This is a genomic window from Stenotrophomonas sp. GD03877 (genome assembly GCF_029840555.1).
Lineage (GTDB): Bacteria > Pseudomonadota > Gammaproteobacteria > Xanthomonadales > Xanthomonadaceae > Stenotrophomonas > Stenotrophomonas geniculata.
Map to the genome: position 1 here is coordinate 55,360 of NZ_JAOCCT010000023.1, position 22,086 is coordinate 77,445.

Annotated in this window: 21 protein-coding genes and 6 tRNA genes; 10 read left to right on the forward strand and 17 right to left on the reverse strand. The window is 66.4% G+C overall.

Going from position 1 to position 22,086, the window contains the following annotated elements; all coding sequences use genetic code 11:
* The first annotated feature begins 49 nt into the window (after nt 1-49).
* A complete protein-coding gene (locus N5D20_RS16495; RefSeq protein ID WP_010484960.1) occupies nt 50-466 on the forward strand; it encodes a GNAT family N-acetyltransferase in 417 nt (138 codons plus the stop codon).
* A gap of 95 nt (nt 467-561) precedes the next feature.
* On the opposite strand, the gene N5D20_RS16500 is transcribed toward N5D20_RS16495, so the two are convergent.
* From N5D20_RS16500 to N5D20_RS16530, 7 genes are all read right to left on the reverse strand, one after another.
* Nucleotides 562-637 (reverse strand) — tRNA-Glu (locus N5D20_RS16500).
* 47 nt (nt 638-684) lie between these two features.
* Nucleotides 685-760: transfer RNA gene (locus N5D20_RS16505), tRNA-Ala, on the reverse strand.
* A gap of 46 nt (nt 761-806) precedes the next feature.
* Nucleotides 807-882: transfer RNA gene (locus tag N5D20_RS16510), tRNA-Glu, on the reverse strand.
* A gap of 48 nt (nt 883-930) precedes the next feature.
* Nucleotides 931-1,006 (reverse strand) — tRNA-Ala (locus N5D20_RS16515).
* Between the two features lie 185 nt (nt 1,007-1,191).
* Nucleotides 1,192-1,267: transfer RNA gene (locus N5D20_RS16520), tRNA-Glu, on the reverse strand.
* A gap of 54 nt (nt 1,268-1,321) precedes the next feature.
* Nucleotides 1,322-1,397: transfer RNA gene (locus tag N5D20_RS16525), tRNA-Ala, on the reverse strand.
* Between the two features lie 89 nt (nt 1,398-1,486).
* Entirely contained in the window at nt 1,487-1,900 is a 414-nt protein-coding gene (locus N5D20_RS16530) for a heavy metal-responsive transcriptional regulator (protein ID WP_010484978.1), read from the reverse strand.
* A gap of 186 nt (nt 1,901-2,086) precedes the next feature.
* Here N5D20_RS16530 and N5D20_RS16535 point away from each other — a divergent pair, with 186 nt between their 5' ends.
* The 8 genes from N5D20_RS16535 (at nt 2,087) to N5D20_RS16570 (ending at nt 12,147) form a co-directional block, all read left to right on the forward strand.
* Nucleotides 2,087-3,154 carry a helix-turn-helix domain-containing protein gene (locus tag N5D20_RS16535; protein ID WP_279914292.1) on the forward strand — a complete coding sequence of 356 codons (1,068 nt, stop codon included), beginning with the start codon at nt 2,087-2,089 and terminating at the stop codon, nt 3,152-3,154.
* A gap of 80 nt (nt 3,155-3,234) precedes the next feature.
* A complete protein-coding gene (locus tag N5D20_RS16540) occupies nt 3,235-4,038 on the forward strand; it encodes a TlpA disulfide reductase family protein (protein WP_279914291.1) in 804 nt (267 codons plus the stop codon).
* A 30-nt stretch (nt 4,039-4,068) separates the two neighbouring features.
* The gene (gene dsbG, locus N5D20_RS16545; RefSeq protein WP_010484982.1) at nt 4,069-4,911 is read left to right on the forward strand and encodes a thiol:disulfide interchange protein DsbG; all 843 of its coding nucleotides are present in this window, start codon (nt 4,069-4,071) and stop codon (nt 4,909-4,911) included.
* A 514-nt stretch (nt 4,912-5,425) separates the two neighbouring features.
* A complete protein-coding gene (locus N5D20_RS16550; RefSeq protein WP_049454651.1) occupies nt 5,426-6,859 on the forward strand; it encodes a DcaP family trimeric outer membrane transporter in 1,434 nt (477 codons plus the stop codon).
* Nucleotides 6,860-6,935: 76 nt separating this feature from the next.
* Complete coding sequence (adiC, locus tag N5D20_RS16555; protein WP_049481955.1) at nt 6,936-8,288, forward strand: arginine/agmatine antiporter; 1,353 nt, start codon at nt 6,936-6,938, stop codon at nt 8,286-8,288.
* 20 nt (nt 8,289-8,308) lie between these two features.
* Nucleotides 8,309-10,597, forward strand: coding sequence for an Orn/Lys/Arg decarboxylase N-terminal domain-containing protein (locus tag N5D20_RS16560; RefSeq protein WP_043402035.1), 2,289 nt, complete (start codon nt 8,309-8,311; stop codon nt 10,595-10,597).
* A gap of 28 nt (nt 10,598-10,625) precedes the next feature.
* Nucleotides 10,626-11,528 (forward strand): cation diffusion facilitator family transporter, encoded by a 903-nt coding sequence (locus N5D20_RS16565; protein ID WP_279914289.1) that lies wholly within the window; start codon nt 10,626-10,628, stop codon nt 11,526-11,528.
* Between the two features lie 184 nt (nt 11,529-11,712).
* On the forward strand, nt 11,713-12,147 hold the full coding sequence (locus N5D20_RS16570; protein WP_126560373.1) for a Rid family hydrolase: 435 nt from the start codon (nt 11,713-11,715) through the stop codon (nt 12,145-12,147).
* Here the strand turns inward: N5D20_RS16570 and N5D20_RS16575 are convergent.
* From N5D20_RS16575 to N5D20_RS16615, 9 genes are all read right to left on the reverse strand, one after another.
* Entirely contained in the window at nt 12,144-12,857 is a 714-nt protein-coding gene (locus N5D20_RS16575) for an energy transducer TonB (RefSeq protein WP_224328270.1), read from the reverse strand. The two genes, N5D20_RS16570 and N5D20_RS16575, sit on opposite strands and share 4 nt — an antisense overlap.
* Nucleotides 12,850-13,650 carry a ChaN family lipoprotein gene (locus tag N5D20_RS16580; protein WP_279914288.1) on the reverse strand — a complete coding sequence of 267 codons (801 nt, stop codon included), beginning with the start codon at nt 13,648-13,650 and terminating at the stop codon, nt 12,850-12,852. Before N5D20_RS16580 ends, N5D20_RS16575 begins: the two co-directional genes overlap by 8 nt.
* Complete coding sequence (locus N5D20_RS16585; RefSeq protein WP_279914287.1) at nt 13,637-16,108, reverse strand: TonB-dependent receptor; 2,472 nt, start codon at nt 16,106-16,108, stop codon at nt 13,637-13,639. The genes N5D20_RS16580 and N5D20_RS16585 overlap by 14 nt, the downstream gene beginning before the upstream one ends.
* A gap of 64 nt (nt 16,109-16,172) precedes the next feature.
* Complete coding sequence (locus N5D20_RS16590) at nt 16,173-17,099, reverse strand: FecR domain-containing protein (protein WP_279914286.1); 927 nt, start codon at nt 17,097-17,099, stop codon at nt 16,173-16,175.
* Nucleotides 17,096-17,605, reverse strand: a complete 510-nt coding sequence (locus tag N5D20_RS16595) for an RNA polymerase sigma factor (RefSeq protein WP_043402056.1) — start codon at nt 17,603-17,605, stop codon at nt 17,096-17,098. The genes N5D20_RS16590 and N5D20_RS16595 overlap by 4 nt, the downstream gene beginning before the upstream one ends.
* 124 nt (nt 17,606-17,729) lie before the next feature.
* Complete coding sequence (locus N5D20_RS16600) at nt 17,730-18,236, reverse strand: hypothetical protein (protein WP_279914285.1); 507 nt, start codon at nt 18,234-18,236, stop codon at nt 17,730-17,732.
* A gap of 108 nt (nt 18,237-18,344) precedes the next feature.
* Nucleotides 18,345-18,569: a hypothetical protein gene (locus N5D20_RS16605; RefSeq protein WP_010485009.1), complete on the reverse strand. Its 225-nt coding sequence runs from the start codon at nt 18,567-18,569 to the stop codon at nt 18,345-18,347.
* Complete coding sequence (locus tag N5D20_RS16610; protein WP_019660234.1) at nt 18,566-19,267, reverse strand: glutamine amidotransferase; 702 nt, start codon at nt 19,265-19,267, stop codon at nt 18,566-18,568. The genes N5D20_RS16605 and N5D20_RS16610 overlap by 4 nt, the downstream gene beginning before the upstream one ends.
* Nucleotides 19,264-20,037 carry a YggS family pyridoxal phosphate-dependent enzyme gene (locus N5D20_RS16615; protein ID WP_010485014.1) on the reverse strand — a complete coding sequence of 258 codons (774 nt, stop codon included), beginning with the start codon at nt 20,035-20,037 and terminating at the stop codon, nt 19,264-19,266. Before N5D20_RS16615 ends, N5D20_RS16610 begins: the two co-directional genes overlap by 4 nt.
* A gap of 76 nt (nt 20,038-20,113) precedes the next feature.
* Here N5D20_RS16615 and ptsJ point away from each other — a divergent pair, with 76 nt between their 5' ends.
* Nucleotides 20,114-21,400, forward strand: coding sequence for a transcriptional regulator PtsJ (ptsJ, locus tag N5D20_RS16620; RefSeq protein WP_071305388.1), 1,287 nt, complete (start codon nt 20,114-20,116; stop codon nt 21,398-21,400).
* A gap of 102 nt (nt 21,401-21,502) precedes the next feature.
* Here the strand turns inward: ptsJ and N5D20_RS16625 are convergent, their stop codons facing one another.
* On the reverse strand, nt 21,503-22,009 hold the full coding sequence (locus N5D20_RS16625; RefSeq protein WP_019336451.1) for a hypothetical protein: 507 nt from the start codon (nt 22,007-22,009) through the stop codon (nt 21,503-21,505).
* Nucleotides 22,010-22,086 lie beyond the last annotated feature (77 nt).

Genomic DNA, 22,086 nt, shown 5'->3' on the forward strand with positions numbered 1-22,086 from the left:
GTTGCGACATGGATGAGGCAGGATAGCCCGACCTACAGGGAGAAAGCGCATGAATGATTCCGTCGCCTGCCAGTTCCGCGACGCCGTGCCCACGGTCGAAGACTATTGCCAGCTGCGTGTGCTGGCGGGCCTCAGTGCCAAGAGCCAGGAGGCGGCGGCACGCGCGCTGCCCAATACCCTGTATGGCGTGTGCGCCTACCAGGGCAACGAGCTGGTGGCGATGGGGCGCATCGTCGGCGATGGGGGCTGCCACCTGCAGGTCTGCGATATCGCCGTGTTGCCGCGCCTGCAGGGGCAGGGCCTGGGCAAGGAAGTGATGCGTCGCCTGGAGGGCTGGATGCAGGCAAACCTGCCGCCGTCGGCATACGTCAGCCTTCTGGCAGATGGTGAAGCGCACCGGCTGTACGCGCAGTTTGGTTTCGCACCTACCGCACCTGCATCGATCGGGATGTATCGCCGGTTCTGAGGTGTGTCCAGGCTGAGGCCATCCATGCTGGATCGGGCCTTTTCAGAAATCACAGGCAAAGAAAAACCCCGGCCGAAGCCGGGGTTTTAAAGAATTGGCGTCCCCACGGGGATTCGAACCCCGGTCGCCACCGTGAAAGGGTGATGTCCTAGGCCTCTAGACGATGGGGACGCACGAAAACTTCAAGTTGTAGAACCTTCGACGGCCTAATGTCGAAGTGGTGGAGCCAAGCGGGATCGAACCGCTGACCTCCTGCATGCCATGCAGGCGCTCTCCCAGCTGAGCTATGGCCCCAATGAAACTCCGGATGATCTGCCGGGAGCAGAGTCCGTTTTGAAACTGGCGTCCCCACGGGGATTCGAACCCCGGTCGCCACCGTGAAAGGGTGATGTCCTAGGCCTCTAGACGATGGGGACGCACGAAAACTTCAAGTTGTAGAACCTTCGACGGCCTAATGTCGAAAGTGGTGGAGCCAAGCGGGATCGAACCGCTGACCTCCTGCATGCCATGCAGGCGCTCTCCCAGCTGAGCTATGGCCCCGTGTTACCGAGCCGCCTATCATACCTGCGTGTTCACGTTTGTGGAAGCTTTTTTTTTAGCTTTTTTCGTTCCGGTTCAACCGCGGCCACGAGGGCAGGGGAACCGCAACGCCACTACCTGAATGCTGGTAGGCGGTGAACAAAAAAGACCCGGTTATCGGCCGGGTCCTCGTTGTTCGTGATGAGTGGCGTCCCCACGGGGATTCGAACCCCGGTCGCCACCGTGAAAGGGTGATGTCCTAGGCCTCTAGACGATGGGGACGCAATTCTCATCAATGTTCTTTAGCGACCTTTCGACGGCCTAATGCCGAAAGATTGGTGGAGCCAAGCGGGATCGAACCGCTGACCTCCTGCATGCCATGCAGGCGCTCTCCCAGCTGAGCTATGGCCCCACGTCGCTGAGGAGCGAAATAATAGCCTTGCCCCAGGGGGTTGGCAAGCATTTGTTGCACTTTTCTTCACGTGCGTTGCGAAGCCGATGTCAGTCGCCTTTCGCCTGTGCAACGTTGTCGGTCAGTGCCGCCAGGATCGGGCACTGGTCCAGCGTGCCGTGACCGGGGCAGGCGTCGACCAGCTGCGAAAGTGCGGTGTGCATGCGCTGCAGCTCGGCCATCCGTTGTGCGATGTCCTGCAGGCGGGCCTGCGCGGTGTCGCGCACGCTGCCCATGTCCTGCGAGTGCTGATCGCTCAGTACGAGCAGCTCGCCGATCTCTTCCAGGCTGAAGCCCAGCGCCTTGGCGCGGCGGATGAATCGCAGCCGGCGCAGATCCTGCTCGCCGAAGATGCGGTAGCCACCCGCCGAGCGGGCCGCGGTCGGCAGCAGCTGCTGTCGTTCGTAGTAGCGCACCGTATCGATCGGCACGCCCGCCTGGCGGGCCAGTTGTCCAATGTTCATGGCGGATTCCTGCGGATGCTGCCGGCCATTGTGAAGCCTGGAGTCTGGTCGAGAGTCAAGGCTTGGACCGGGTGCGCGCATTCAGCGCACTTTGCAACTTTCTTCATAGCCCCGCCGATGGGCCAGTTCCTACCCTTCGCCTGAACCGGCCGTTCGATGGCCTGCAACGAACCGAGGAGGTGGTCTGTGGAAGGATTCAGGAACGAAGGATTCGTCGAGATCGCGGTGGTTGAATACCCGGGAGGTGATCCGTCTGCCGCCTCCGTACTGGCCGAAATGGCGCACGTTGCCAATCGCCTTGCCCAGCAGCAGCGCCGGCCGTTCAAGCGGGTGCTGGTCACCCGCTGGATCGTGCCGGCCAGCCAGACTGGTGTGCACCGTATTGCGGGTGCGGAAATGCTCGATGCGGCCATCCCGGCTGTGATTGCGGTTCCCGGCCAGATCAGTGCCGGCGCGTGCCTGCGCGCGGATGAGGTCCTGCTGGACTGGCTGCGCGCGCACTATGACGGTGGCAGCCTGCTGGCCGCCGCCAGTGATGGCGTCAGCGTGCTGGCACGGGCCGGATTGCTGGCCGGGCGTACGGTCAGTGGCCCCGATCTCGGGCGCCATCCAAGCCTACAGGCGCAGGCCGCGAGCTGGGTGCCGAGCGAGCGGGCGCTGGTGGATGACGGCGACCTGCTGACGGTCGGCGGGGGCCAGGCCTGGCGCTTCCTGGGCCTGCGGCTGTTGTACCGGCTGCATGGGCAGGGCGTGGCCAGTGCGGTGGCGCAGCAGCTGGGCATCACCGTGCCCGCCACGATCCAGCAGGATCTGGAACGCTTCAGCGCCAACTTCGCACATGGCGATCGTGATGTATTGAAGGCACAGCGCTGGTTGCACACCACGGCGGCACGCGGCGCCACCCTCGCCGCGATCTGCGAAGTCTCCGAATTGGAGCCGCGCACGCTGCAGCGGCGGTTCCTCAAGGCCACCGGCCTGCGGCCGATCGAGTACTGCCAACGGCTGCGCATCGCCAAGGCGCAGACCCTGTTGCAGCAGGGAGCGGGTATCGATGAGGTGGCCTGGGGCGTCGGCTACGCCGATCAGAGTGCGTTTCGCCGGTTGTTCCTGCGCATCGTTGGCATGACGCCGGCGAACTATCGGCGTCACGTCAGCAGCAAGCGCCGCGAGCGGCCCTTGATGCCGTCGGTGGCGGGCAGTCTGCGCGGGCTGCAATCGCCGTCGGTGATGCAACTGGGGCGCAGCGCGGCCTGATGCGGGCAGCATCGTCGGGCTTGCAACCGGAGCGCGACACTTCGACCATGCAGCCAGTGGACGATTGAACAGGTGGTCTGATGTCGAGCGTTGGGCCGGTGCCGATGCCGGTGGTATTGATTCTCGTGTGCGTACTGCTGGCGATGGCCGTGGCGCGTCTGTGGCCACGCAGGAAGGACGGCATGCCGCTGCCTTCCGCACCCAGCATGGTTCTGGACATGCTGCTGGTGGGCCTGCTGTGTGGTCGCATCAGCTTCGTGGCCTTGAACTTCGCGCTGTATCGCGAGGCGCCGTGGAGCATTCTGCAGATTGCCGATGGTGGCTACCACCTCGCGGTTGTCCTGGTTGCGGGATTGGCATGGGGACTGTGGCGGTTGCGCCCATGGCGGGCGTTGCGCCCCCCGGTGCTGGGCGCGGCGTTGGCAGGTGTGCTGCTCTGGGCGGGCGGCAGTCAGCTGTTGTCCGCCTGGCAGGAGCGGCGGATGCCCTTGCCGGTATTGCAGGTTGCTGATCTGCAAGGGGGCAGAGTGGATCTCCAGCAGTTTCGTGGCAAGCCACTGGTGCTGAACCTGTGGGCCAGCTGGTGTGGTCCCTGCAGGCGCGAGATGCCGGTCTTGGCAGCGGCACAGCAGGCACATGCGGACGTGCAGTTCGTGTTCCTCAACCAGGGTGAAACCCTTGAGGAGGTCCAGGGTTTCGTTGCGCGCGAACGGCTCCTGCTGGGCAACGTATTGCTGGACGATGACGCTGCGGCATCCACGGTGCTGGGTGTGCAGGCCTATCCCTCGACCCTGTTCTTCGACGCCGAAGGGCGCCTGCGTGAACTGCACCTCGGCGAACTGACGGCAGCTGGTCTTGAACACAAACTGCGCCGGCTGCGGTAGCCTGCGCGGGCATCTCACTACGGAGTTCCCATGTTGTCGACTTCCCTGCGCACCGCCCCGGCGGTGCTGTTGCTGCCGGTCCTGCTGGCATTGGCCGCCTGCAGCCAGGCACAGACGCCGCCGGGCAAGACCGCCGCGGCACCGGCAGCGAGCGCCACAGCCGCTGCCAACAAGGGCGATCGCCCTGCGGTGCTGAAGGGCATCGAGAAGCATGGGTTCGAGGTCGTCGCCGAATTCGATGCCCCCGGTGGCCTGCGAGGTTTCGCCGGCGTGGTCGGCGGCCAGCAGCCGGCAGCGGCCTATGTCACTGCTGATGGCAAGCATGTACTGGTCGGCAGCCTGTTCGATGCGGAGGGCAACGATGTAGCCGCTGAGGCCGTTGAGAAGCTGGTGGCCTCGCCGATGTCGGCCAAAATGTGGACCAAACTGGAATCCAGCGCCTGGGTACGTGACGGCAAGGCCGATGCGCCGCGCGTGGTCTATACCTTCAGCGATGCCAACTGCCCCTACTGCCACAAGTTCTGGGAAGCGGCACGACCGTGGGTCGATGCGGGCAAGGTGCAGCTGCGTCACATCATGGTCGGCGTCATCCGCGAGGACAGCCCGGCCAAAGCGGCGGCCATCCTCGCAGCCCGTGACCCGAGTGCAGCGCTGCTGCAGAACGAGCACGATTTTGATCGCGGTGGCATCAAGGCGCTGCCGAACATCAGCCGCGAGATTGCTGGCAAGCTCGATGCCAATCAGGTACTGATGATCGAAATGGGCTTCCAGGGCACGCCGGGCATTCTGTTCCAGGACGCACAGGGCCAGGTACAGCGTCGTGCGGGCCTGCCGCAGGGTGCCGATCTGCAGACGGTGCTTGGCCCGCGCTGAGTGACGCCAGCCTCATGAAACATTGCACAGGCCCGCATGGCAGCATGCGGGCCTGTCGCATTCTGTGGCGGGCCTTCCGGTTGCAGGCCTGCGCAACGTTGGTTCATCGTCACGTCTGAATCGTGACTGACATCAAGCATCACGCCTTGATTCCAATCAAGGCCAAAAACGACAGGCGGATTAGCCTGTGACGCATGGAATACAGCGTCACTGCGCGACGGATGCCGCGCTCGCCACGCCCTGATCAGGGTCGGCCGGCACAGCCATTCACGACATTCTCACTCCGTGCTTGTTACCCAGACCGCTGCGGTCGCCACCTCTTTGGCAGCGCGGCCTTGATGGAGTCGACATCGGTGCGGGCAGGGCAGCGTCATCGTCCTGTCGCCTGCAGTGCGCAGGCTGGCCGCCGCCGTCGACGCAGTATCCGCATTTCCAGCAACTGCAACGTGGGGCCGGAGCCGCGCATGCGTGCGTTCGGCCTGCGAGATGAACATGGACGTCCAGGGAGGATGCAATGCGCGTGGCGGTACTGAGTCTGGCCTGCTTGACCGTATTGGCGATCACGCCGGCATATGCACAGGCTGATGACAAGGAGGACGCGCAGGCGCTGCGCCGTGAGATCGCGGCCATGCGTCAGGTACTGGAAGGCATGCAGCAGCGGCTGGATCGGCTTGAGCAGCGCAATGGCGCGGTTGCGCCTGCCGTCGCGCAGATCCCTGCGCCTGCGACCGCACCTGCAGGCGCTACCCATCTGCTGCATCCCACCCAGGTGCCGGGCGTGGCACAACCGGTGCTGCCGCAGCGTGAATCGGTGGCCGATCCTTCCACCGCGGCATCGCGACCGGACAGTGCGGCCGGCCCAACCGACCCGGATCTGAAGGGGTTCTTCGCCATTCCCGGCACCGATACGGTGATCCGCATTGGCGGCTACGCCAAGCTCGATGCCATCGCCGATTCGCGCGCAGCCGGCGACGAAGATCAGTTCATTCCTTCGTCGATGCCAGTGGGCGGCCGTCATCGTGACGTGTCCAATTTCAACATCCATGCCAAGCAGACCCGCTTCAGTTTCGAGGCGCGGCGCCCGACCTCGCACGGGAACCTGCGCTTCTACCTGGAGAACGACTTCTTCGGCAGCAGTGATGGTTATGAATTCCGCCTGCGCCACGCCTATGGCCAGCTCGGCAATACCTACGCGGGCTACGGCTATTCCAGCTTCATGGATCCGGACAGCCTGCCTGACACGCTGGATTTCGCCGGTCCGGGTGGTGCGGGCTATCTGCTGGTGGCCGGCATCCACCACAGCTTTGCGATGGGCAAGGGCAACACCCTGACTGTTGCCGCCGAAGATCCGAAGACTGAACTTGCCGGTGCCAGCGATGAGCGCGCGGCGGTGAACCGGCTGCCGGATGTGACGGTGACGGCGCGCATGGAGCGCGACTGGGGTCACCTGCAACTGGGCGCGGTGGCACGCAGCCTGGCGTATGACGGTGACGATGAGCGTGACCGGCGCATGGCCGGTGGCCTGCAGCTGAGCGGATCGGCGTCGGTGGGCGAGCGCGACCTGCTGCTGTTCGGTGCCCTCGGTGGGCGCGGCCTGAGCCGTTACACCGCTGACCTGACCGGCTCCGGGCTGGACGCGGTGGTCGGTGCCGATGGCCGCCTTGATGCGCTGGACCTGCACGGTGGTTTCGTTGGCTACACCCATTACTGGTCCGAGCTGTGGCGTTCGAACCTGATCGTCGGCCAGCTGACCCTGGAGCGGAATGCTGCACTGGCGGCCGACGCATTCCGTCAGAGTCGCTACGGCGTGTTCAACCTGATCTGGAGCCCGGCACCGTCGTGGACGATGGGCATGGAGCTGCTGTACGGGCGCCTGGAACAGCAGGGCGGCGCGCGCGGTGACACGGTCCGGGTGCAGGGCAGCCTGCAATACAACTTCATCAAGTAAGCGCCAGCGGCGTTACGCCAGCGCAACCGTCCCCACGCCCGGCCGCACCGGGCTCATGCCAGTACAGGAGATTGTCATGGCAGAAGCAAAGAAAATCGGGGTGGTCGGAGCCACCTTCCTCGTCGCCGGCAACATGATGGGCTCCGGTGTGTTCCTGCTGCCCTCCAGCCTGGCCAAGATCGGTACCGCCTCGATCTGGGGCTGGCTGATCACCACCGCCGGTGCGCTGCTGCTGGCGTTCGTGTTTGCCAAGCTGGGCAAGCTGGCGCCCAAGGCGGGCGGTCCATACGCCTATGCGCGCGACTGGTTCGGGCCCTACATGGGCTTCCAGACCAACACCATCTACTGGTTCGCCAACTGGATCGGCAACGTCGCCATCCCGATTGCGGCGGTCGGCTACTTCAGCTACTTCTTCCCGATCCTGTCCGAGCCGCTGGTGCGCTGCATCGCGGTGCTGGTGCTGGTGTGGGCGCTGAGCTTCGCCAATGTGATCGGCCCGGCCTTCGTCAGCCGCGTGCAGACGGTCACCACCAGCTTTGCGCTGGTCCCGATCCTGGGCATCGCCATCTTCGGCTGGTTCTTCTTCGATGCCGATATCTTCAAGGGCGCCTACAACGTGTCCGGCGAGTCGAACTTCGGCGCGATCTCCAGCGCCGCGGCACTGACCCTGTGGGCGTTCATCGGCGTTGAATCCGCTTCGGTCACCGCTGGCGTGGTGGAAAACCCGGAAAAGAACGTGGCCCGTGCCACCCTGGCCGGTGTGTTCCTGGCTGCCATCGCCTACATCGCCAGTTCCTCGGTGATCATGGGCATGGTGCCCAACGGCGAACTGCAGACCTCCGATGCCCCGTTCGCGCTGGCTGCGGCCAAGGCCGTCGGTGGCTGGGGCGGTGCGCTGGTCAGCCTGTGCGCCTTCATCGGCGCGGCGGGTTCGCTGGGCGGCTGGATCCTGCTGACCGCACAGAGCGCCAAGGCGGCGTCCGACGACGGGCTGTTCCCGAGCATCTTCAGCAAGACCAACAAGGATGACGTGCCGGTCAAGGGCGTGCTGATCGTAGCGGTGCTGATGACCCTGGCGGTGCTGGTCACCTCCACCTCGGAAACCGCGTCGGCACAGTTCGACGTCATCACGTCGGCCGCCGTGGTACTGACCCTGCTGCCCTACATCTACTCGTGCGTGGCCTGCTACTTCGTGGTCGAGCGTTCGCACACCCTGGTTCATACCGGTGCGTTCTGGACCCTGACCAGCCTGACCGTTGTGTACTGCCTGTGGGCGATCTACGGCTCGTCGGGAACCATCGTGCAGTACGCCTTCCTGTTCGTGCTGTTCATCACCGTGTTCTATCCCTTCTTCAGCGAGGAGCGCCGCCAGCAGCGGCAGCGCGCCCGCGAGGCATCGGCCATCAGCGCCGGCGCCCAGCGTTCCTGAGTTCGACAAGGAGAATCAACGTGTACTTCAAGTCCCTGGACTATCCGGTCATTGTCATCGACAACGACTACGAGTCGCCGCGCATCGGCGGCATCCTGATCCGCGCCCTGGTGGAAGAACTGCGCAGCAACGACCAGCGCGTGCTGTGCGGCCTGAACCTGGATGATGCGCGCGCCGGTGCCCGCACCTACGTGGCGGCCTCGGCAGTGCTGATTTCGATCGATGGCAGCGAAGAGGTGGATGGCGAGTTCCAGCGCCTGACTGCCTTCCTGCGTGAGCAGAGTGCGCGCCGCGCCAACCTGCCGGTGTTCCTGTACGGCGAGCGCCGCACCATCGAGAAGGTGCCGAGCAAGCTGCTCAAGTACATCCACGGCTTCATCTTCCTGTTCGAAGACACCAAGAGCTTCATCTCGCGGCAGGTGATGCGCGCAGCCGAAGACTACATGAAGAACCTGCTGCCGCCGTTCTTCAAGGCGCTGATCCATCATGCGGCCGAGTCGAACTATTCCTGGCATACGCCGGGCCATGCCGGTGGCGTGGCGTTCACCAAGTCGCCGGTGGGGCGTGCATTCCACCAGTTCTACGGCGAGAACACCCTGCGCAGCGATCTGTCGATCTCGGTGCCGGAGCTGGGCTCGCTGCTCGACCACACCGGCCCGATCAAGGATGCCGAGGAAGAAGCGGCACGCAACTTCGGCGCCGACCATACCTTCTTCGTCACCAATGGCACCTCCACAGCCAACAAGATCGTCTGGCACGGCACGGTGGCGCGCGGTGACGTGGTGTTCGTAGATCGCAATTGCCACAAGTCGCTGCTGCACGCGCTGATCATGACCGGTGCAGTGCCGGTGTACTTCACCCCAAGCCGCAACGCGCACGGCATCATCGGCCCGATCAGCCTGGACCAGTTCACGCCGGAGTCGCTGCAGCAGCGCATTGCTGCCAACCCGCTGGCCAGCCAGGCCTACCAGGCCGGCTCCAAGCCACGCATCGCAGTGGTCACCAACTCGACCTATGACGGCCTGTGCTACAACGCCGAGAAGATCGCTGATGAGATCGGCAGCGCGGTCGATTTCCTGCACTTCGATGAAGCCTGGTACGCCTACGCCGCGTTCCATCCGTTCTACGAGAACCACTACGGCATGGCCAAAGGCAAGCCCCGTGAGCAGGATGCGATCATCTTCACCACGCATTCAACCCACAAGCTGCTGGCGGCGTTCTCGCAGGCCTCGATGATCCATGTGCGCAACTCGGCGCAACGCAACCTGGACGCCGAGCGCTTCAACGAGTCGTTCATGATGCACACCTCGACCAGCCCACACTACGGGGTGATCGCGGCCTGCGACGTGGCCTCGAAGATGATGGAAGGCGAGGCTGGCCGTTCGCTGGTGCAGGAGATGCACGACGAGGCGATCGCGTTCCGCCGCGCGATGCTGCACGTCCGTGACGATCTGGGCCGCGACGACTGGTGGTTCAGTGTGTGGCAGCCGACCCAGGTCGAGCGCAGCCTGGACAAGGGTGATACGCCGGCGCCGCTGGTGGCCAAACGCGAGGAGTGGTACCTGCAACCGGATGCCCATTGGCACGGCTTCGAGAACCTGGTCGATGACTACGTGCTGATCGACCCGATCAAGGTGACCCTGCTGACCCCGGGCCTGGCGATGGACGGCAGCATGGGCAAGCTGGGCATCCCGGCGGCGGTGCTCAGCAAGTTCCTGTGGGGCCGCGGCATTACCGTGGAGAAGACCAACCTGTACTCGGTGCTGTTCCTGTTCTCGATGGGCATCACCAAGGGCAAGTGGAGCACGCTGGTCACCGAGCTGATGGCATTCAAGGAGCTGTATGACCGCAACGCGCCGCTGAGCCAGGCACTGCCGACGCTGGCGGCCGACTATCCCAATGCCTACGCCGGCTGGGGCCTGCGTGACCTGTGCGATGCACTGCATGCGTTCAACCAGGAATTTGCGGTGGCCAAGGTGATGCGCGAGATGTACGTGGATCTGCCGACCCCGGTGATGACCCCGGCCGATGCCTACAACCACCTGGTCAAGGGCGAGATCGAGCGGGTCGACATCGAGCAGCTCAGTGGCCGCGTCGCCGCGACCATGCTGGTGCCGTACCCGCCGGGCATTCCGACCATCATGCCGGGCGAGCGCTTTGGCGACAGTGACGAGCCGATCATCCAGTCGCTGCGCATCGCCCGCGAACAGAACGCTCGTTTCCCGGGCTTCGAGTCGGACGTGCACGGGCTGATCATCGAACAGGAGGGTGATGCGGTTTCGTACAAGGTGGAGGTGCTGAAGGCCTGACCGGCAACGGTCGGTCGTTCGGCGGACGATGGATACCGCGCGCGAGCAACGCATCCTGAAGTTCTCCATCGGGGTCACCCTGGCGGTGAGCACGGTCGGCTTCGGCGGTGGCCTGCTGGTGGGATCGCAGGCCATCCTGTTCGATGGCGTGTACAGCCTGGTCGACGTCGCGCTGACCCTGGTGTCGTTGTCGGTGCTGCGGCTGGTGGCGCGGGAGCAGAGCCCGCGCTTCCAGTACGGCTACTGGCACCTGGAGCCAATGGTCGAGGCACTCGGTGGGGTGATCCTGTCGCTGGCCTGCGTGTATGCGCTGGCCAACGCGGTGATTGGCTTGACCACGGGCGGGCATGAAGTGAAATTCGGGCCCGCGCTGTGGTGGGCGGCACTGCTGAGTGCCAGCAACCTGGCGATGGCGCTGTTTGTCGCCCAACGAGCGCGGCATCTGCGCTCGGCGCTGTTGTGGCTGGACGTGCGTGGCTGGCTGCTGGGTGGGTTGATGAGCCTGGCGGTGGTACTGGCCTTCGTACTGGCCCTGGCCCTGCAGGGGGGCGAATGGCACCACTGGGTGCCGTACCTGGATTCGATCGTGCTGGCGTTGATCAGCCTGGCGGTGCTGCCGGTGCCGGCGCGCAGCGCGTGGAAGGCCATGCGTGAAGTACTGCAGGTGGCGCCGGATGATCTGGACCGGCGCGTGCAGCAGGTGATGCAGGCATTCGTGGCCGAGCGCGGTTATGCCGGTTTTACCAGTCACGTGGCGAAGATGGGGCGGATGCGCTTCATCGAGATCCATGTGCTGGCCGACTCAGGTACGCCGCTGGGGTCGGTGGGCGAGGTTGATGCGATGCGCGATGAGATCGCGGTGCGGCTGGATGCGCGCGGCAGCACGTTCTGGCTGACCATCGATTTCACGGCAGACCCGGCGTGGACGTGAGCGGGGAACGGTAGAGCCGAGCCCATGCTGGGCCGCCATTCGCGCAGCGCAGCCGAGCACGGGCTAGGCTCTACACATCGGCGTGATCGTTGCGCGTGGCAGACCGGTCTGTTGCACCGGATCCGTTTGACCTCAACCCGGGTTGAGGTCACAGACTGCCTGCAATCCCCACGAGGCGCGCGGCATGAACCTGCTGACCACACCGGACCTCAGCCATGGCCTGCTGGAGCTGTCCAATCCTCCCGGCCTCTACGACCCTTCCGCGAATGGCTACTCCCACGTGGCGGTGGTGCGCCTGCCAGCACGGGTGATCCATGTCGCCGGGCAGGGCGGTGAAGATGCCCAGGGCCGTCTCTCGCCCAGTTTCGAAGACCAGGTCGGGCAGGCGCTGGACAACCTGCAGACCGCGCTGCGCTCGGTGCAGGCAAGCCTGGCTGATGTGGCGCGGTTGCGCATCCTGGTGGTGGGCCACGACGAAGACCGGCTGGGCATCATCGCCCATCAGGTGCGGCGGCGCTGGCCGAACCGCGCCGCGCCCACCTGCACGCTGATCCCGGTGCCGCGGCTGGCGCTGGACGGCATGCTGTTCGAGATCGAGGCGGAGGCTTATGCCGCCTAGCGCAGGTAGTACTCCACCGGCACCACCAGCTCCTGCGGTGCCTTCAGTTCATCGGGAATGGGCGGCAGCGGCTGCGCGCGACGGAAGGTCTGCAGCGCGGCGTCATCGAGCATCGGCTGGCCACTGGACTGCTCCAGCCGCAGCGCCAGCAGGCGACCTTCGCGGTCGATGCTGGCCCTGACCCACGCAGTGCCCTGCTGCCGGCGCGAGCGCGCGGTGGCAGGGTAGTAGCGGTAACGCTCCAGCCGCGCCATCAGGCGGGCTTCCCACTGGTCGCTGGCGGCGCCGGCCTGGAAGTCTGCCGGTGGCGCGTCTGGAGCGGGCGGCGCGGCCGTGATCGATGCCGGTGCGGGACTTGCATCGGTCGCGGCCGCAGGCGGGGCGACTGGCAGTGGCTGCCGGCCCGTCCCACCCGTTTCGCTGGCGGCCAGCTCTCCCTCGCGCGCCGCCGTAGGCTTGGGTGGCGGCGGCGACTTCGTGGGCTGCGAGGCGCGGGCCTGCTGCGCCTGGCTGGGGGTCTCGGCCTGGCGTTCCTCCACCGGTTGCGGCGGCGTGGCCGGTGCCAGCAGGCGCAGGCTGATGCGCACGTCCTGCTCCGGCGGCGGCAGCATCGGCGGCATCGCGACCCAGTGCACCAACAGCAGCAGTGGCAGCAGATGCAGGACGACGGTGATCGCGATCGCCTGCCAGTGTTGGCCACGCTCACTCATCGTCCAGCACCCACAGCAGATCGGCATCTGCCGCATCGACGGTTTCACCCGGCGAAGCCAATGCGATCACCAGCGCAGGCGTATCCGGTGACAGGTAGCCCGGTACACCGGTACCGCGCAGTACATGCCAGCGACCTGCTACCAGCAGCGCCGGCGCGGGCGCATCGAGCAGCACCCGCGCCATGCGCGTGTCGCGGGCCTGTTGCACGGCCAGCATTCCTTCCAGCATCGGTGCCGCGTCTGCGTGCTGGGCCAGCACCACCGCCGACAGGCGCTGGCGGGCAGCGGCCACCGGGAACCGCACGCCCTCGGTCGAGGCCAGCAGCGCGTTGACCTCGGCACGCGACAGGTTGCCGCCGAACAACGGCGTGCCTGCATCGGCAGCCTCCCGTACCAGCCCGCCATACGCGGCCCACGGCCAGCGCGTATCCCAGTCGAGCAGTTCCTGCAGGCGTGCACCTTCGGCCTGGTGGCCCTTGGCCAGCCAGCGCTGCACCCGCTGCAGGCGTGGCTGGCGCTCGCTGGCGATCATTTCCAGCACCAGTGAACCCTGCGGACGCTGCCGCTGCAGGGCCTGCAGCAGCCAGCGCTGGGCGGCGTGGTCTCCGGCGAGATCATGGCGTTCACCCAGCAACAGCCGCTGGGCGTGCGCCGTGCGTGTCACGAATGCGGCTTCGTCCAGGTGCTGGCCAGTGGCCAGGTCGATCACTGTGCCGGGCACCGGCTGCGCGCCAGCCACCGCGGCCAGCGCGAGCAGGCATACGGGCAGCCAGTGACGGCTAGAGCGCCACATTGACGCCCATCGCGACGGTACGGCCGCGGCCGTTGCCGCGGTCCAGGATCGGGCTGAAGATGCTGTCGATCGAGGCATTGTTGTCATAGGCCTTGTTCTGCAGGTTTTCGATGTTCAGCCACAGCGTGGTGTTGGCCTGGGGCTTGAAGCTCGCGTAGAAGTCCAGCAGCACGCCGGTGCCGCCGGTCTTGCGGGTCTGGAAGAAGTCGTAGCCCTCCTCGGTGGGCCCGGAGTACGCGGCGCGCAGGCCGGCCTGCACGCGCTGCTGCCACCAGCGGCCGCCTACGTCCAGGGTCCAATAGCGGTCCGGCAGGGCGGTGATGTCTTCCAGGTTGACGAACTCGATGGCCGGTGCGCTGGTGCGCGAGCGGGTCCAGCTGAGCGTGGCGTGGTAGTGCTCGCTGGCGTAATGCGCCTCCAGCTCGATGCCGCGCATGCGCACGACGCCGGGATGGTTCATCCAGCGGGTCGTGGCGGTGAAGTCGTCTGCATCCAGCACATCGGTCCAGGCATTGAGCTGCGGATCGCTGTCGATCGGCATCACCAGCGGTTCCACTTCCGGCGGATGCACGATCAGCAGGTACTGCGGCTTGATGTAGTCGCGGATGCGGTTGTCGAAGCGGGTGATGCGCAGCTGTGCCAGGTCACCGTCGACCAGCAGCGAGTCGATGCTGAGGTTGGCGCCGAACTGCAGGTTGCGCGAGCGCTCGCGGCGCAGGAACGGATTGGCGCCGATGCCGTCGGCGACGCTGGCGTCCTCCAGCGGGATCTTCTCGAAGAACATCTCCTGCACGCGCGGCGGCCGTGATGTGCGCGAGACCTCGGCAAACAGCTGCAGCCAGTCAGTGGCCTGCAGTGAAACCGCCAGGCTCGGGCTGAGTGCGCGCTCGCTGCGCCGCACGTCGATGTCGCCGCCATCGATCTCCGCGCATTGGCCGGGTACATCCGAGCACACCGGGATGTGGCCACGGATGCCGAAGCGGTCCTGGCGCAGGCCGGCAGTCAGCGCGTAGATGTCGTACTGCAGTTCCAGCGTGCTGAACACGCTGTCCAGCTGGCTGCGACCCTGCGGGTTGGCACCGCGCAGGATGGGCGTATCGGCCACATAGATGTCCGACTGGTGCTTGATGCCGGTGTTCCAGCGCGCCTGCAGTGCGCCGATGTCGAAGCGACTGGTGTTGTCGAGGGTCCAGCTGCTCAGGCTGCTGTGGGTGCGGCGGCCGATGTAGCTTGAATCTTCCACCGGCGGATAGAACAGCCGGGTCTTGTTGCTCGCGAAGGTCGCGCGCAGGTCGATCCATGGCGAATAGGGCGTGTAGTGGTAGCTGGCGCGCTGGTTGCGCGCGGAAATCTGCCACGGGTAGTTGTGGTAGAAGTCGTTTTCGTAACGCATGTGGCTCAGGTCGAGCCGATGCTGGTCGCTGGGCTGCAGGCGTGCTTTCAGCAGCCAGCTGCTGGGCTGCTGGCTGCCGGGGTCGGCGTTGTTCTTCTGCCCACGCGCGGTCGCGTATTCGCTGCTGCGGCTGCTGCTGGCGGCGGCCAGCAGGCCGAACTGGCGGTCGCCACCTTCTTCGCTGTGGCGCCATGCACCGGCGAAGGTGCGGCCGCTGCCATAGCCATTGTTGCCATGGCGATAGCCGGCGCGCAGTCCCCAGTCACGGCCCTCACCGAGCAGATCGTCGATATCCAGGGTGCGGAAGTTGGCACTGCCGGCCAGTGTGCCCGCGCCATCACCACCGGCGACCGCACCGCGCTGCACGTCCACGCCTGCAAGCAGGAAGGGATCGACATAGGCGAACGGACCGCCCGAACCATGCCCGGCATTATTGCGGAAGGTCTGGGTGACACCGTCGATCATGGTGTTGACCCGGCCGGCACCGGTCATGCCGCGGATGTTGACCTGCAGGCCCGGCTGGCTGCGCGAATGGAAGCTGTGGGTGCCGGGCATCGAGCGCAGCAGGCTGTTGCCTTCCTGGCGTTCGGCCATCGCCACGCGCTCGCTGCCGACCGAGGGCGCAAAGCCATCGCGGGTGGCCGGTACATATTGGCTGGCGCCGGCCCCCGGTGCCTGGCCGTGCGCGGTAGTGCCTTGCACCCGCAGCGGGCCGGTGCGACGGCTGCCATCGGCGCGTTCAGCCGGCGCCGGTTCCAGGGCGGCGCGGCGCGCATCGACGAAGCGCGGTCGCAGGCCGCTGCCTGCCAGCAGGCGCGACAGGGCCTGCGCATCGTCGAAGTCACCGCGCAGAGCAGGGGCCGAATGACCGGCAGGCAGCGCCGCGCCGATCACCAGGTCGACACCGGTCAGCCGGCTGTAGGCGTCCAGCGCGGCCGCCAGCGGCTGGGCGGGCAGATCGTAGGTGCGTGTGGCGGTCTGTGCGTGGGCACTGCCGGGCAGCAGCGGAAGGGCGCTGGTGCAGGCCAGCGACAGGGCAAGGACAAGGGGGCGGGGGCACAGCATCGGGGGCTCCAGGGGCTGACGCAGAACGTCGTCATCCTGGGTAGACGCAGTCGCAGGCCGGATGTCAGGGTCCATCACGCTGCTCCCTGCGTGGCGGCAGCCACACCTGTATGCCCGCGCCGAGGCGCAGCACGCGCACCTGCAGTTGCGTGGCCAGCTGGTCGCGATTGCTGGCTGCACCGTCGGCACTGCCGAGCAGGGTGACCGGCTGCTGGCGCAGCTGCTCGCCGACGACCCACGTATGCCCGCCATGCCAGCGGTCCAGGCCCTGCGTGACGTCGGCCAGCGGGGCCGAGACCCAGTGCAGGCGCCGCTCGCGCCAGGCCAATGTTCCGGGGGCAGCCGTTGTTGCATGGGCTGTTGCCTGCCCATCGAAGCGCAGCTGCTCGCCGTCGTCGGCCAGCATGCTGACGTTGCCGCTGTCCACGCGCACGCGATGCTCGGTAACGGTGACCACACTGCTGTTGCCCTGCACGGCAAGATCGAATGCGGTCCCCAGTGCAGTGACGGTGCCCTGTGGGGTATGCACCTGGAATGGCCGGTCGGCATCGGCGGCGACCTGGAACCAGGCCTGGCCGCGCTGCAGCTGGAGCTGGCGGCGCTGCCCATCGATGCGCACCTTCACTTCGCTGCCAGGTGACAGCAGGACATGCGAACCATCCAGAAGAGTTTCCTCGCGGATCTCGCCAGCGGCCGTACGCAGTACCTGTGCCACGGGTGGCGAGGCATGGCGGCTGTAGAGACCCAGCGCGCACAGCAACAGAACCGCAATGCCGGCTTCGCGCAGGCGACGGCGTTGCCTGCGCTGCTGTTGCCGCTGCAGGCTGGGCGTCGCCGCACCGGCCTGCCACAACTCCTGCAGGTGCAGGTACTGCGCCGCATGGCGTGGATCGGCCCGGCACCATTGCTCGAACGCGTTCTCATCGCGGTCACCGTCGTGCGCATCCAGCCACCAGCGTGCAGCTTCGCGTGCAATGGTCTCCTGGCTCATGCGCCCGGCACCTGCTGCAATGCGACCAGGGCGCGCAGCAGATGGCCGTGCGCGGTCTGCCGGCTGATCCCCAGCTGGCGCCCGATCTCGGCCAGCGCCAACTGTTCCACACGGGCCAGCAGGAACACCTGGCGCGAGCGTGGCGGCAGCGCGGCGATGATCGCGTCGAGGTGGCGCAGTTGTTCGGCGTCGAGCAGTCGCTGCTCGGGCAGCGGCGCAGGATCGGCGATGGCATTCAACTGCGTGTCATCCAGCACCTCTTCGCGACGGCGCTGGCGTTGCCGGTAGTGATCGGCGATCAGGTTGTGGGCGACGCGGTACAGATAGGCGCGGCCATTGCTCAGCAGGCCACTGGTGGCGACTTTGACGACACGCAGCCAGGTTTCCTGGACGACGTCATCAGCGTCGCTGCGTTGCGGGAGTTTGCGGCGGACATGGGCGTGCAGCGGCCGGTAATGGGCCGCGCACAGCTGCGCGACATCCGTCGGTTCGACAGGCGTGGACACGGGGCGGGCGACAACTGGGAAAGGGAACAGCCCGCGGCGGCAAGGGCAGCGGCTGCACCTTACAGCAAAAGAGAATCATTTACATCTATGGCATGAGGCGCAGCATGCATGGGCCACCGCGGCGTCAGCGCGGGCGATAGTCGCAGTGGATCTGCAGGGCCTCGGTGGGGTTGTGATGCAGCTCGAAGCCGCAATGCTGCAGGCTGCGCTTCACCCGCGCGACCGCTTCGGCATGATGGGCGACGCGATGATCCTGCCAGCGCGGTGGGGTGAACACGCCCAGCGGCAGCAGCCGCTGCCGCTTGCCGTGCAGTACCAGTGAGACATCGATATGACGGCCATCGATGTCGTGGCCGTTGGCACCGAAGATGGCATCGATCTCATCGCGGCGCTGCGGGTAGCAGGTGCGGAACACCGCAATGCCGAGCCGTCGCACCACGCGGCGGAAGCCACCGAGACGGCTGTGGCTGGGTTCGAAGCCACGAGTGAGCAGCAGGCGCAGCCCGGCAGGCAGCATTGCCTGCGCGTCGAGCAGGCGTTGCAGTACCTCTTCTTCCAGTTGGATGCGGGTGGAGGGCCAGCGCGGGGCGATGAGCAGTCCGTGGTGGTTGCCGCGTTGCAGGGTCAGCATCCGTGAAGCTTCGCACGCGGGCGAACAGCCAGGGTAGTGCCGGCCGCTGGCCGGCAAACCTGTTCTCCCGTCGGATGCCGACCAGCGGCCGGCACTACCATCGTCGGGTCAGATGTCGCGGTACTGGATCTGAGAAGCCAGTACGCGCAGGCCATCGGCATTGCTGGACAGGATGCGCTCTTCGCTGACCCCTTTCTGCCGTTTCAGCTGGAAGCCCTGATCGGCAGGCAGCTGTGCGGCGATGGCGTCCATGCGTTGCAGGGCATCGGGGCCGCTGCAGTCGAAGTGACCCCAGTGGGCGCCATCGCGGTGGATCTGCAATCGGTAGTTCATTGTGGTGTCTCCGGCAGGTCCTGCAGCCAATGATCGAACATCGCGGTGGCGGCCGCAGCCAGTGGTGCGCCATAGCGACGCGCCTGCGCGCGAAGGTCGTTGGGATCGATGCCGGCCTGGGCCAGCTCCAGCGTGTGGCCGATCAGCCAACGCTCGAACTGGCGGGCGTCCAGTTCCGGATGGCATTGCAGGGCCAGTGCGTGGCTGCCGATGGCGAATGCCTGGTGACGGCAGGCCGGCGTGCTGGCCAGGCGGCGTGCACCGGCCGGAAGTTCGAACGCTTCACCATGCCAATGCAGTACCGGAATGCCCTGCAGGGACTGCAGCGGAGAACGCTGGCCTTCATCGGTCAGCAGCAGTGGCGCAAAGCCGATTTCCTTGCCACCACTGGGAGCGACACTGGCACCGAGTGCCCGCGCCATCAGCTGTGCACCCAGGCAGATGCCCAGGGTCGGCCGCTGCCGCTGCAGCCGGCGCTGCAGCAGGGCAATGCTGTCGTTGACGAAGGGATAGGTCCCTGTGTCATTGGCACTGATGGGACCGCCCAGCACGACCAGCAGATCGGCGGTTTCGGCGCCATCGAGCACATCGACGCCGGCCTGCAGCACGTGCAGCTGCCAGCCCTGCGCCAGCAGCAACGGTTTCAGGGTGCCGAGGTCTTCAAAGGCAACGTGTTGCAGGACAACCGCGTGCTTCATGCCGGTGCTCCGCTGTTCGGCCAGTAGAAACTGTCCGGGGTGGCACGGGCACCGAAGATGGCCTGGCCGACGCGGACCACGGTGGCACCTTCCTCGATGGCCACTTCGAAATCACCGGACATGCCCATCGACAGCTGCGACAGGTCCAGGCCGGGCGGGGCGGTGCGTTGCAGCTGGTCGCGCAGTTCGCGCAGGCGCACGAAGCAGGCGCGCACGCGCTCGACATCGGGGGTGAAGATGGCCAGGGTCATCAGGCCGCGCACGTGCAGGCGGTCGAAGGCCGGCAGCTGCTGCACGAAGGCCTCGACCGCGTCGGGTTCCAGGCCGTACTTGCTCGGTTCGGCCGAGGTGTTGACCTGCACGAACACATCCAGCGTGCGGTCTTCCAGTTGCAGGCGCTGCTGCAGGGCCTCGGCTACGCGCAGGCTGTCCAGCGCCTGGAACTCGCTGGCAAAGCGCGCCACGTAGCGCGCCTTGTTGGTCTGCAGATGGCCGATCACCGACCAGTGCACGCCCAGGTCGGCCATCGTTTCAGCCTTGCGTTGTGCCTCCTGCACCTTGTTCTCGCCCAGTTCGTGGCAGCCTGCGGCTACCGCCATGCGGATGCGGGCGTCATCGACGGTCTTGCTGACCGGCAGCAGGCGTACGCTGGCCGGGTCCCGGCCGACACGGGCGCAGGCATCGGCGATGCGTTGGCGCACCGTGACCAGGTTGGCGGCGATCTGTTCAACGGACTGGGCGACGGGCCAGTCGGCAGCGGCAAGGGGCATGCGGGCACCTCCAATGCAGGGTGGCCAGGGTGGGATACACTGGCACAGGACAAGAGATATTTTGGCATAGGACAAAATGAAAATCACCGGGCATAGCGCCGAGTCGATCTTCGACAGCATCCGCGACGGCATCGGCAAGGGCCGCCTTCCGGCCGGCAGCGTGTTGCCGCCGGTGCGTGAACTGGCCGAGCAGCTGGGAGTGAACCGCAACACCGTGGCTGCTGCCTACAAGCGCCTGGATGCGGCGGGCCTGGCCAGCACGGCGGGCCGCCGCGGCACGGTGGTGCGTGGCCTGCCGCCGCCGCTGGCGCGTGAAGGCAGTACGCCCGGGCTGGCCCTGCAGGACCTGGCCGGTGGCAACCCGGATCCACGCCTGCTGCCGAACCTGCGCCTGGCCCCGGCCGCACCACGGCTGTATGGCGTGGGCACGGTCGACCCGAGGTTGGAGGCGCTGGCACGCGCCTCGCTGGATGCGGACTGCCCGGAGGGCTATGCGCTGGAACTGACCCATGGCGCGGTCGATGGCATCGAACGCCTGCTGTCGGCGTGGCTGCTGCCGGGGGATCGCATCGCGGTGGAGGATCCGTGCTTCCTCGGCAGCCTCAACGTGCTCAACGCTGTGGGCCACGCGCCGTTGCCGGTGGCGGTGGACGCGCATGGCATGCAGGTCGATTCGCTGCGGCAGGCACTGGAGGCCGGTGCACGCGCGGTGTTGCTGACCCCGCGGGCACACAACCCGACCGGGGCCAGCCTGGATGCGAAGCGGGCGCGGGCGTTGCGGCAGTTGTTGGCGGCCTACCCGCAGGTGGCGGTGTTGATCGACGATCACTACGCGCTGCTCTCGCAGCAGGCCTATCACTCGGTGCTGCCGCTGGATGGCCGGCGCTGGGCGCTGCTGCGTTCGTTGTCCAAACCGCTCGGCCCGGACCTGCGGCTGGCCTGGCTGGCCTGCGATGAAGAGAGCGCGATGCGGCTGCGGCTGCGATTGGCGTCCGGCACCGGCTGGGTCAGTCACCTGCTGCAGGATGCGGCGACCTCGGTGCTGTCGTCGGCAACGCAGCGGGCGAAGATCGCTTCGGCAGGTGAGCGTTACCAGCAGCGCCTGCGCTCGCTGCAGGAGTTGCTGCATGCGCGTGGCCTGCCGACACCGTTGCCGATGGAAGGATTGAACCTGTGGCTGCCGTTGCAGGCCGACAGCCATCCGCAGGTGCTGGCCCTGGCTTCGCGTGGATGGCATGTGCGCGCGGGCGAAGTGTTCTCGGTGGCAGCGCCGGGGCATGGCTTGCGCATCACCTGCGCTGCGCTGGGGGCAGCGCAGCTGCGGCAGCTGGCGGATGACCTGGCGGCGGTGTTCGCTCTGTAGCGTCGAGCCATGCTCGACGTTGCTTCGCCTTTGTAGAGCCGAGCCATGCTCGGCTGCTGTTGATAGAAGCAGTCGAGCATGGCTCGACGCTACACAAGCAGATCAGGGCGCGGCGTTGGCGCCGGGGCGCACGTAGTAGGACTGGCCGCTGTCATCGACGAACATCAGCTCCGGCTTGCCCTGCCAGGAGGTGAGCATGGCGCCGGTGTTGTTCTGGTGCTTGACCATCAGGCTGGCGCCGCGGTCCGGGTTGGCGACGACCTTGAATACTTCAGTGGTGCCGGTGGCATCGTCCAGGGTCAGCAGGGCTTCGCCGCCGCGGTCGCTGGTGCCGTAGCCGCCGCGTTCGGAACCATCGGGACCGAGCAGGATCAGGCCTGACAGGGCGGTGGCACGCGGCCCCTGGGTGCGGCCCTGGCTGAGCGGATCGGGAACCGGTGCGCCGAGGATCACCCGCGGCTGGCCGCTTGCATCGTGGATGACCAGCCCGCGCGCCTCGATGATGCGCTGTGGTGATTGGCTGCGATGCAGGCTCCAGGCGGTCCAGCCGGAAACCAGCAGGGCGAGGGTCGAGACCACCAGGGTGGTCAGCAGCAGCGCACGGGGCATCGGGTCGTCCTTCCTTGGATGTGCCGACGATAGCGGATGCGGACCGGCAATGGCCAGTTCGTTGTGTGACGTTGTGT

Bases quoted from the DNA above. Each gene is read 5' to 3' on its own strand.
- N5D20_RS16610 (WP_019660234.1), bottom strand. From the start codon at position 19,267: ATGAAGCACGCGGTTGTCCTGCAACACGTTGCCTTTGAAGACCTCGGC.
- dsbG (WP_010484982.1), top strand. From the start codon at position 4,069: ATGTTGTCGACTTCCCTGCGCACCGCCCCGGCGGTGCTGTTGCTGCCG.
- N5D20_RS16570 (WP_126560373.1), top strand. From the start codon at position 11,713: ATGAACCTGCTGACCACACCGGACCTCAGCCATGGCCTGCTGGAGCTG.
- N5D20_RS16590 (WP_279914286.1), bottom strand. From the start codon at position 17,099: ATGAGCCAGGAGACCATTGCACGCGAAGCTGCACGCTGGTGGCTGGAT.
- N5D20_RS16540 (WP_279914291.1), top strand. From the start codon at position 3,235: ATGTCGAGCGTTGGGCCGGTGCCGATGCCGGTGGTATTGATTCTCGTG.
- N5D20_RS16585 (WP_279914287.1), bottom strand. From the start codon at position 16,108: ATGCTGTGCCCCCGCCCCCTTGTCCTTGCCCTGTCGCTGGCCTGCACC.
- ptsJ (WP_071305388.1), top strand. From the start codon at position 20,114: ATGAAAATCACCGGGCATAGCGCCGAGTCGATCTTCGACAGCATCCGC.
- N5D20_RS16575 (WP_224328270.1), bottom strand. From the start codon at position 12,857: ATGAGTGAGCGTGGCCAACACTGGCAGGCGATCGCGATCACCGTCGTC.
- N5D20_RS16580 (WP_279914288.1), bottom strand. From the start codon at position 13,650: ATGTGGCGCTCTAGCCGTCACTGGCTGCCCGTATGCCTGCTCGCGCTG.
- N5D20_RS16565 (WP_279914289.1), top strand. From the start codon at position 10,626: ATGGATACCGCGCGCGAGCAACGCATCCTGAAGTTCTCCATCGGGGTC.
- N5D20_RS16625 (WP_019336451.1), bottom strand. From the start codon at position 22,009: ATGCCCCGTGCGCTGCTGCTGACCACCCTGGTGGTCTCGACCCTCGCC.
- N5D20_RS16615 (WP_010485014.1), bottom strand. From the start codon at position 20,037: ATGCCCCTTGCCGCTGCCGACTGGCCCGTCGCCCAGTCCGTTGAACAG.
- adiC (WP_049481955.1), top strand. From the start codon at position 6,936: ATGGCAGAAGCAAAGAAAATCGGGGTGGTCGGAGCCACCTTCCTCGTC.
- N5D20_RS16550 (WP_049454651.1), top strand. From the start codon at position 5,426: ATGCGCGTGGCGGTACTGAGTCTGGCCTGCTTGACCGTATTGGCGATC.
- N5D20_RS16605 (WP_010485009.1), bottom strand. From the start codon at position 18,569: ATGAACTACCGATTGCAGATCCACCGCGATGGCGCCCACTGGGGTCAC.
- N5D20_RS16495 (WP_010484960.1), top strand. From the start codon at position 50: ATGAATGATTCCGTCGCCTGCCAGTTCCGCGACGCCGTGCCCACGGTC.
- N5D20_RS16600 (WP_279914285.1), bottom strand. From the start codon at position 18,236: ATGCTGACCCTGCAACGCGGCAACCACCACGGACTGCTCATCGCCCCG.
- N5D20_RS16530 (WP_010484978.1), bottom strand. From the start codon at position 1,900: ATGAACATTGGACAACTGGCCCGCCAGGCGGGCGTGCCGATCGATACG.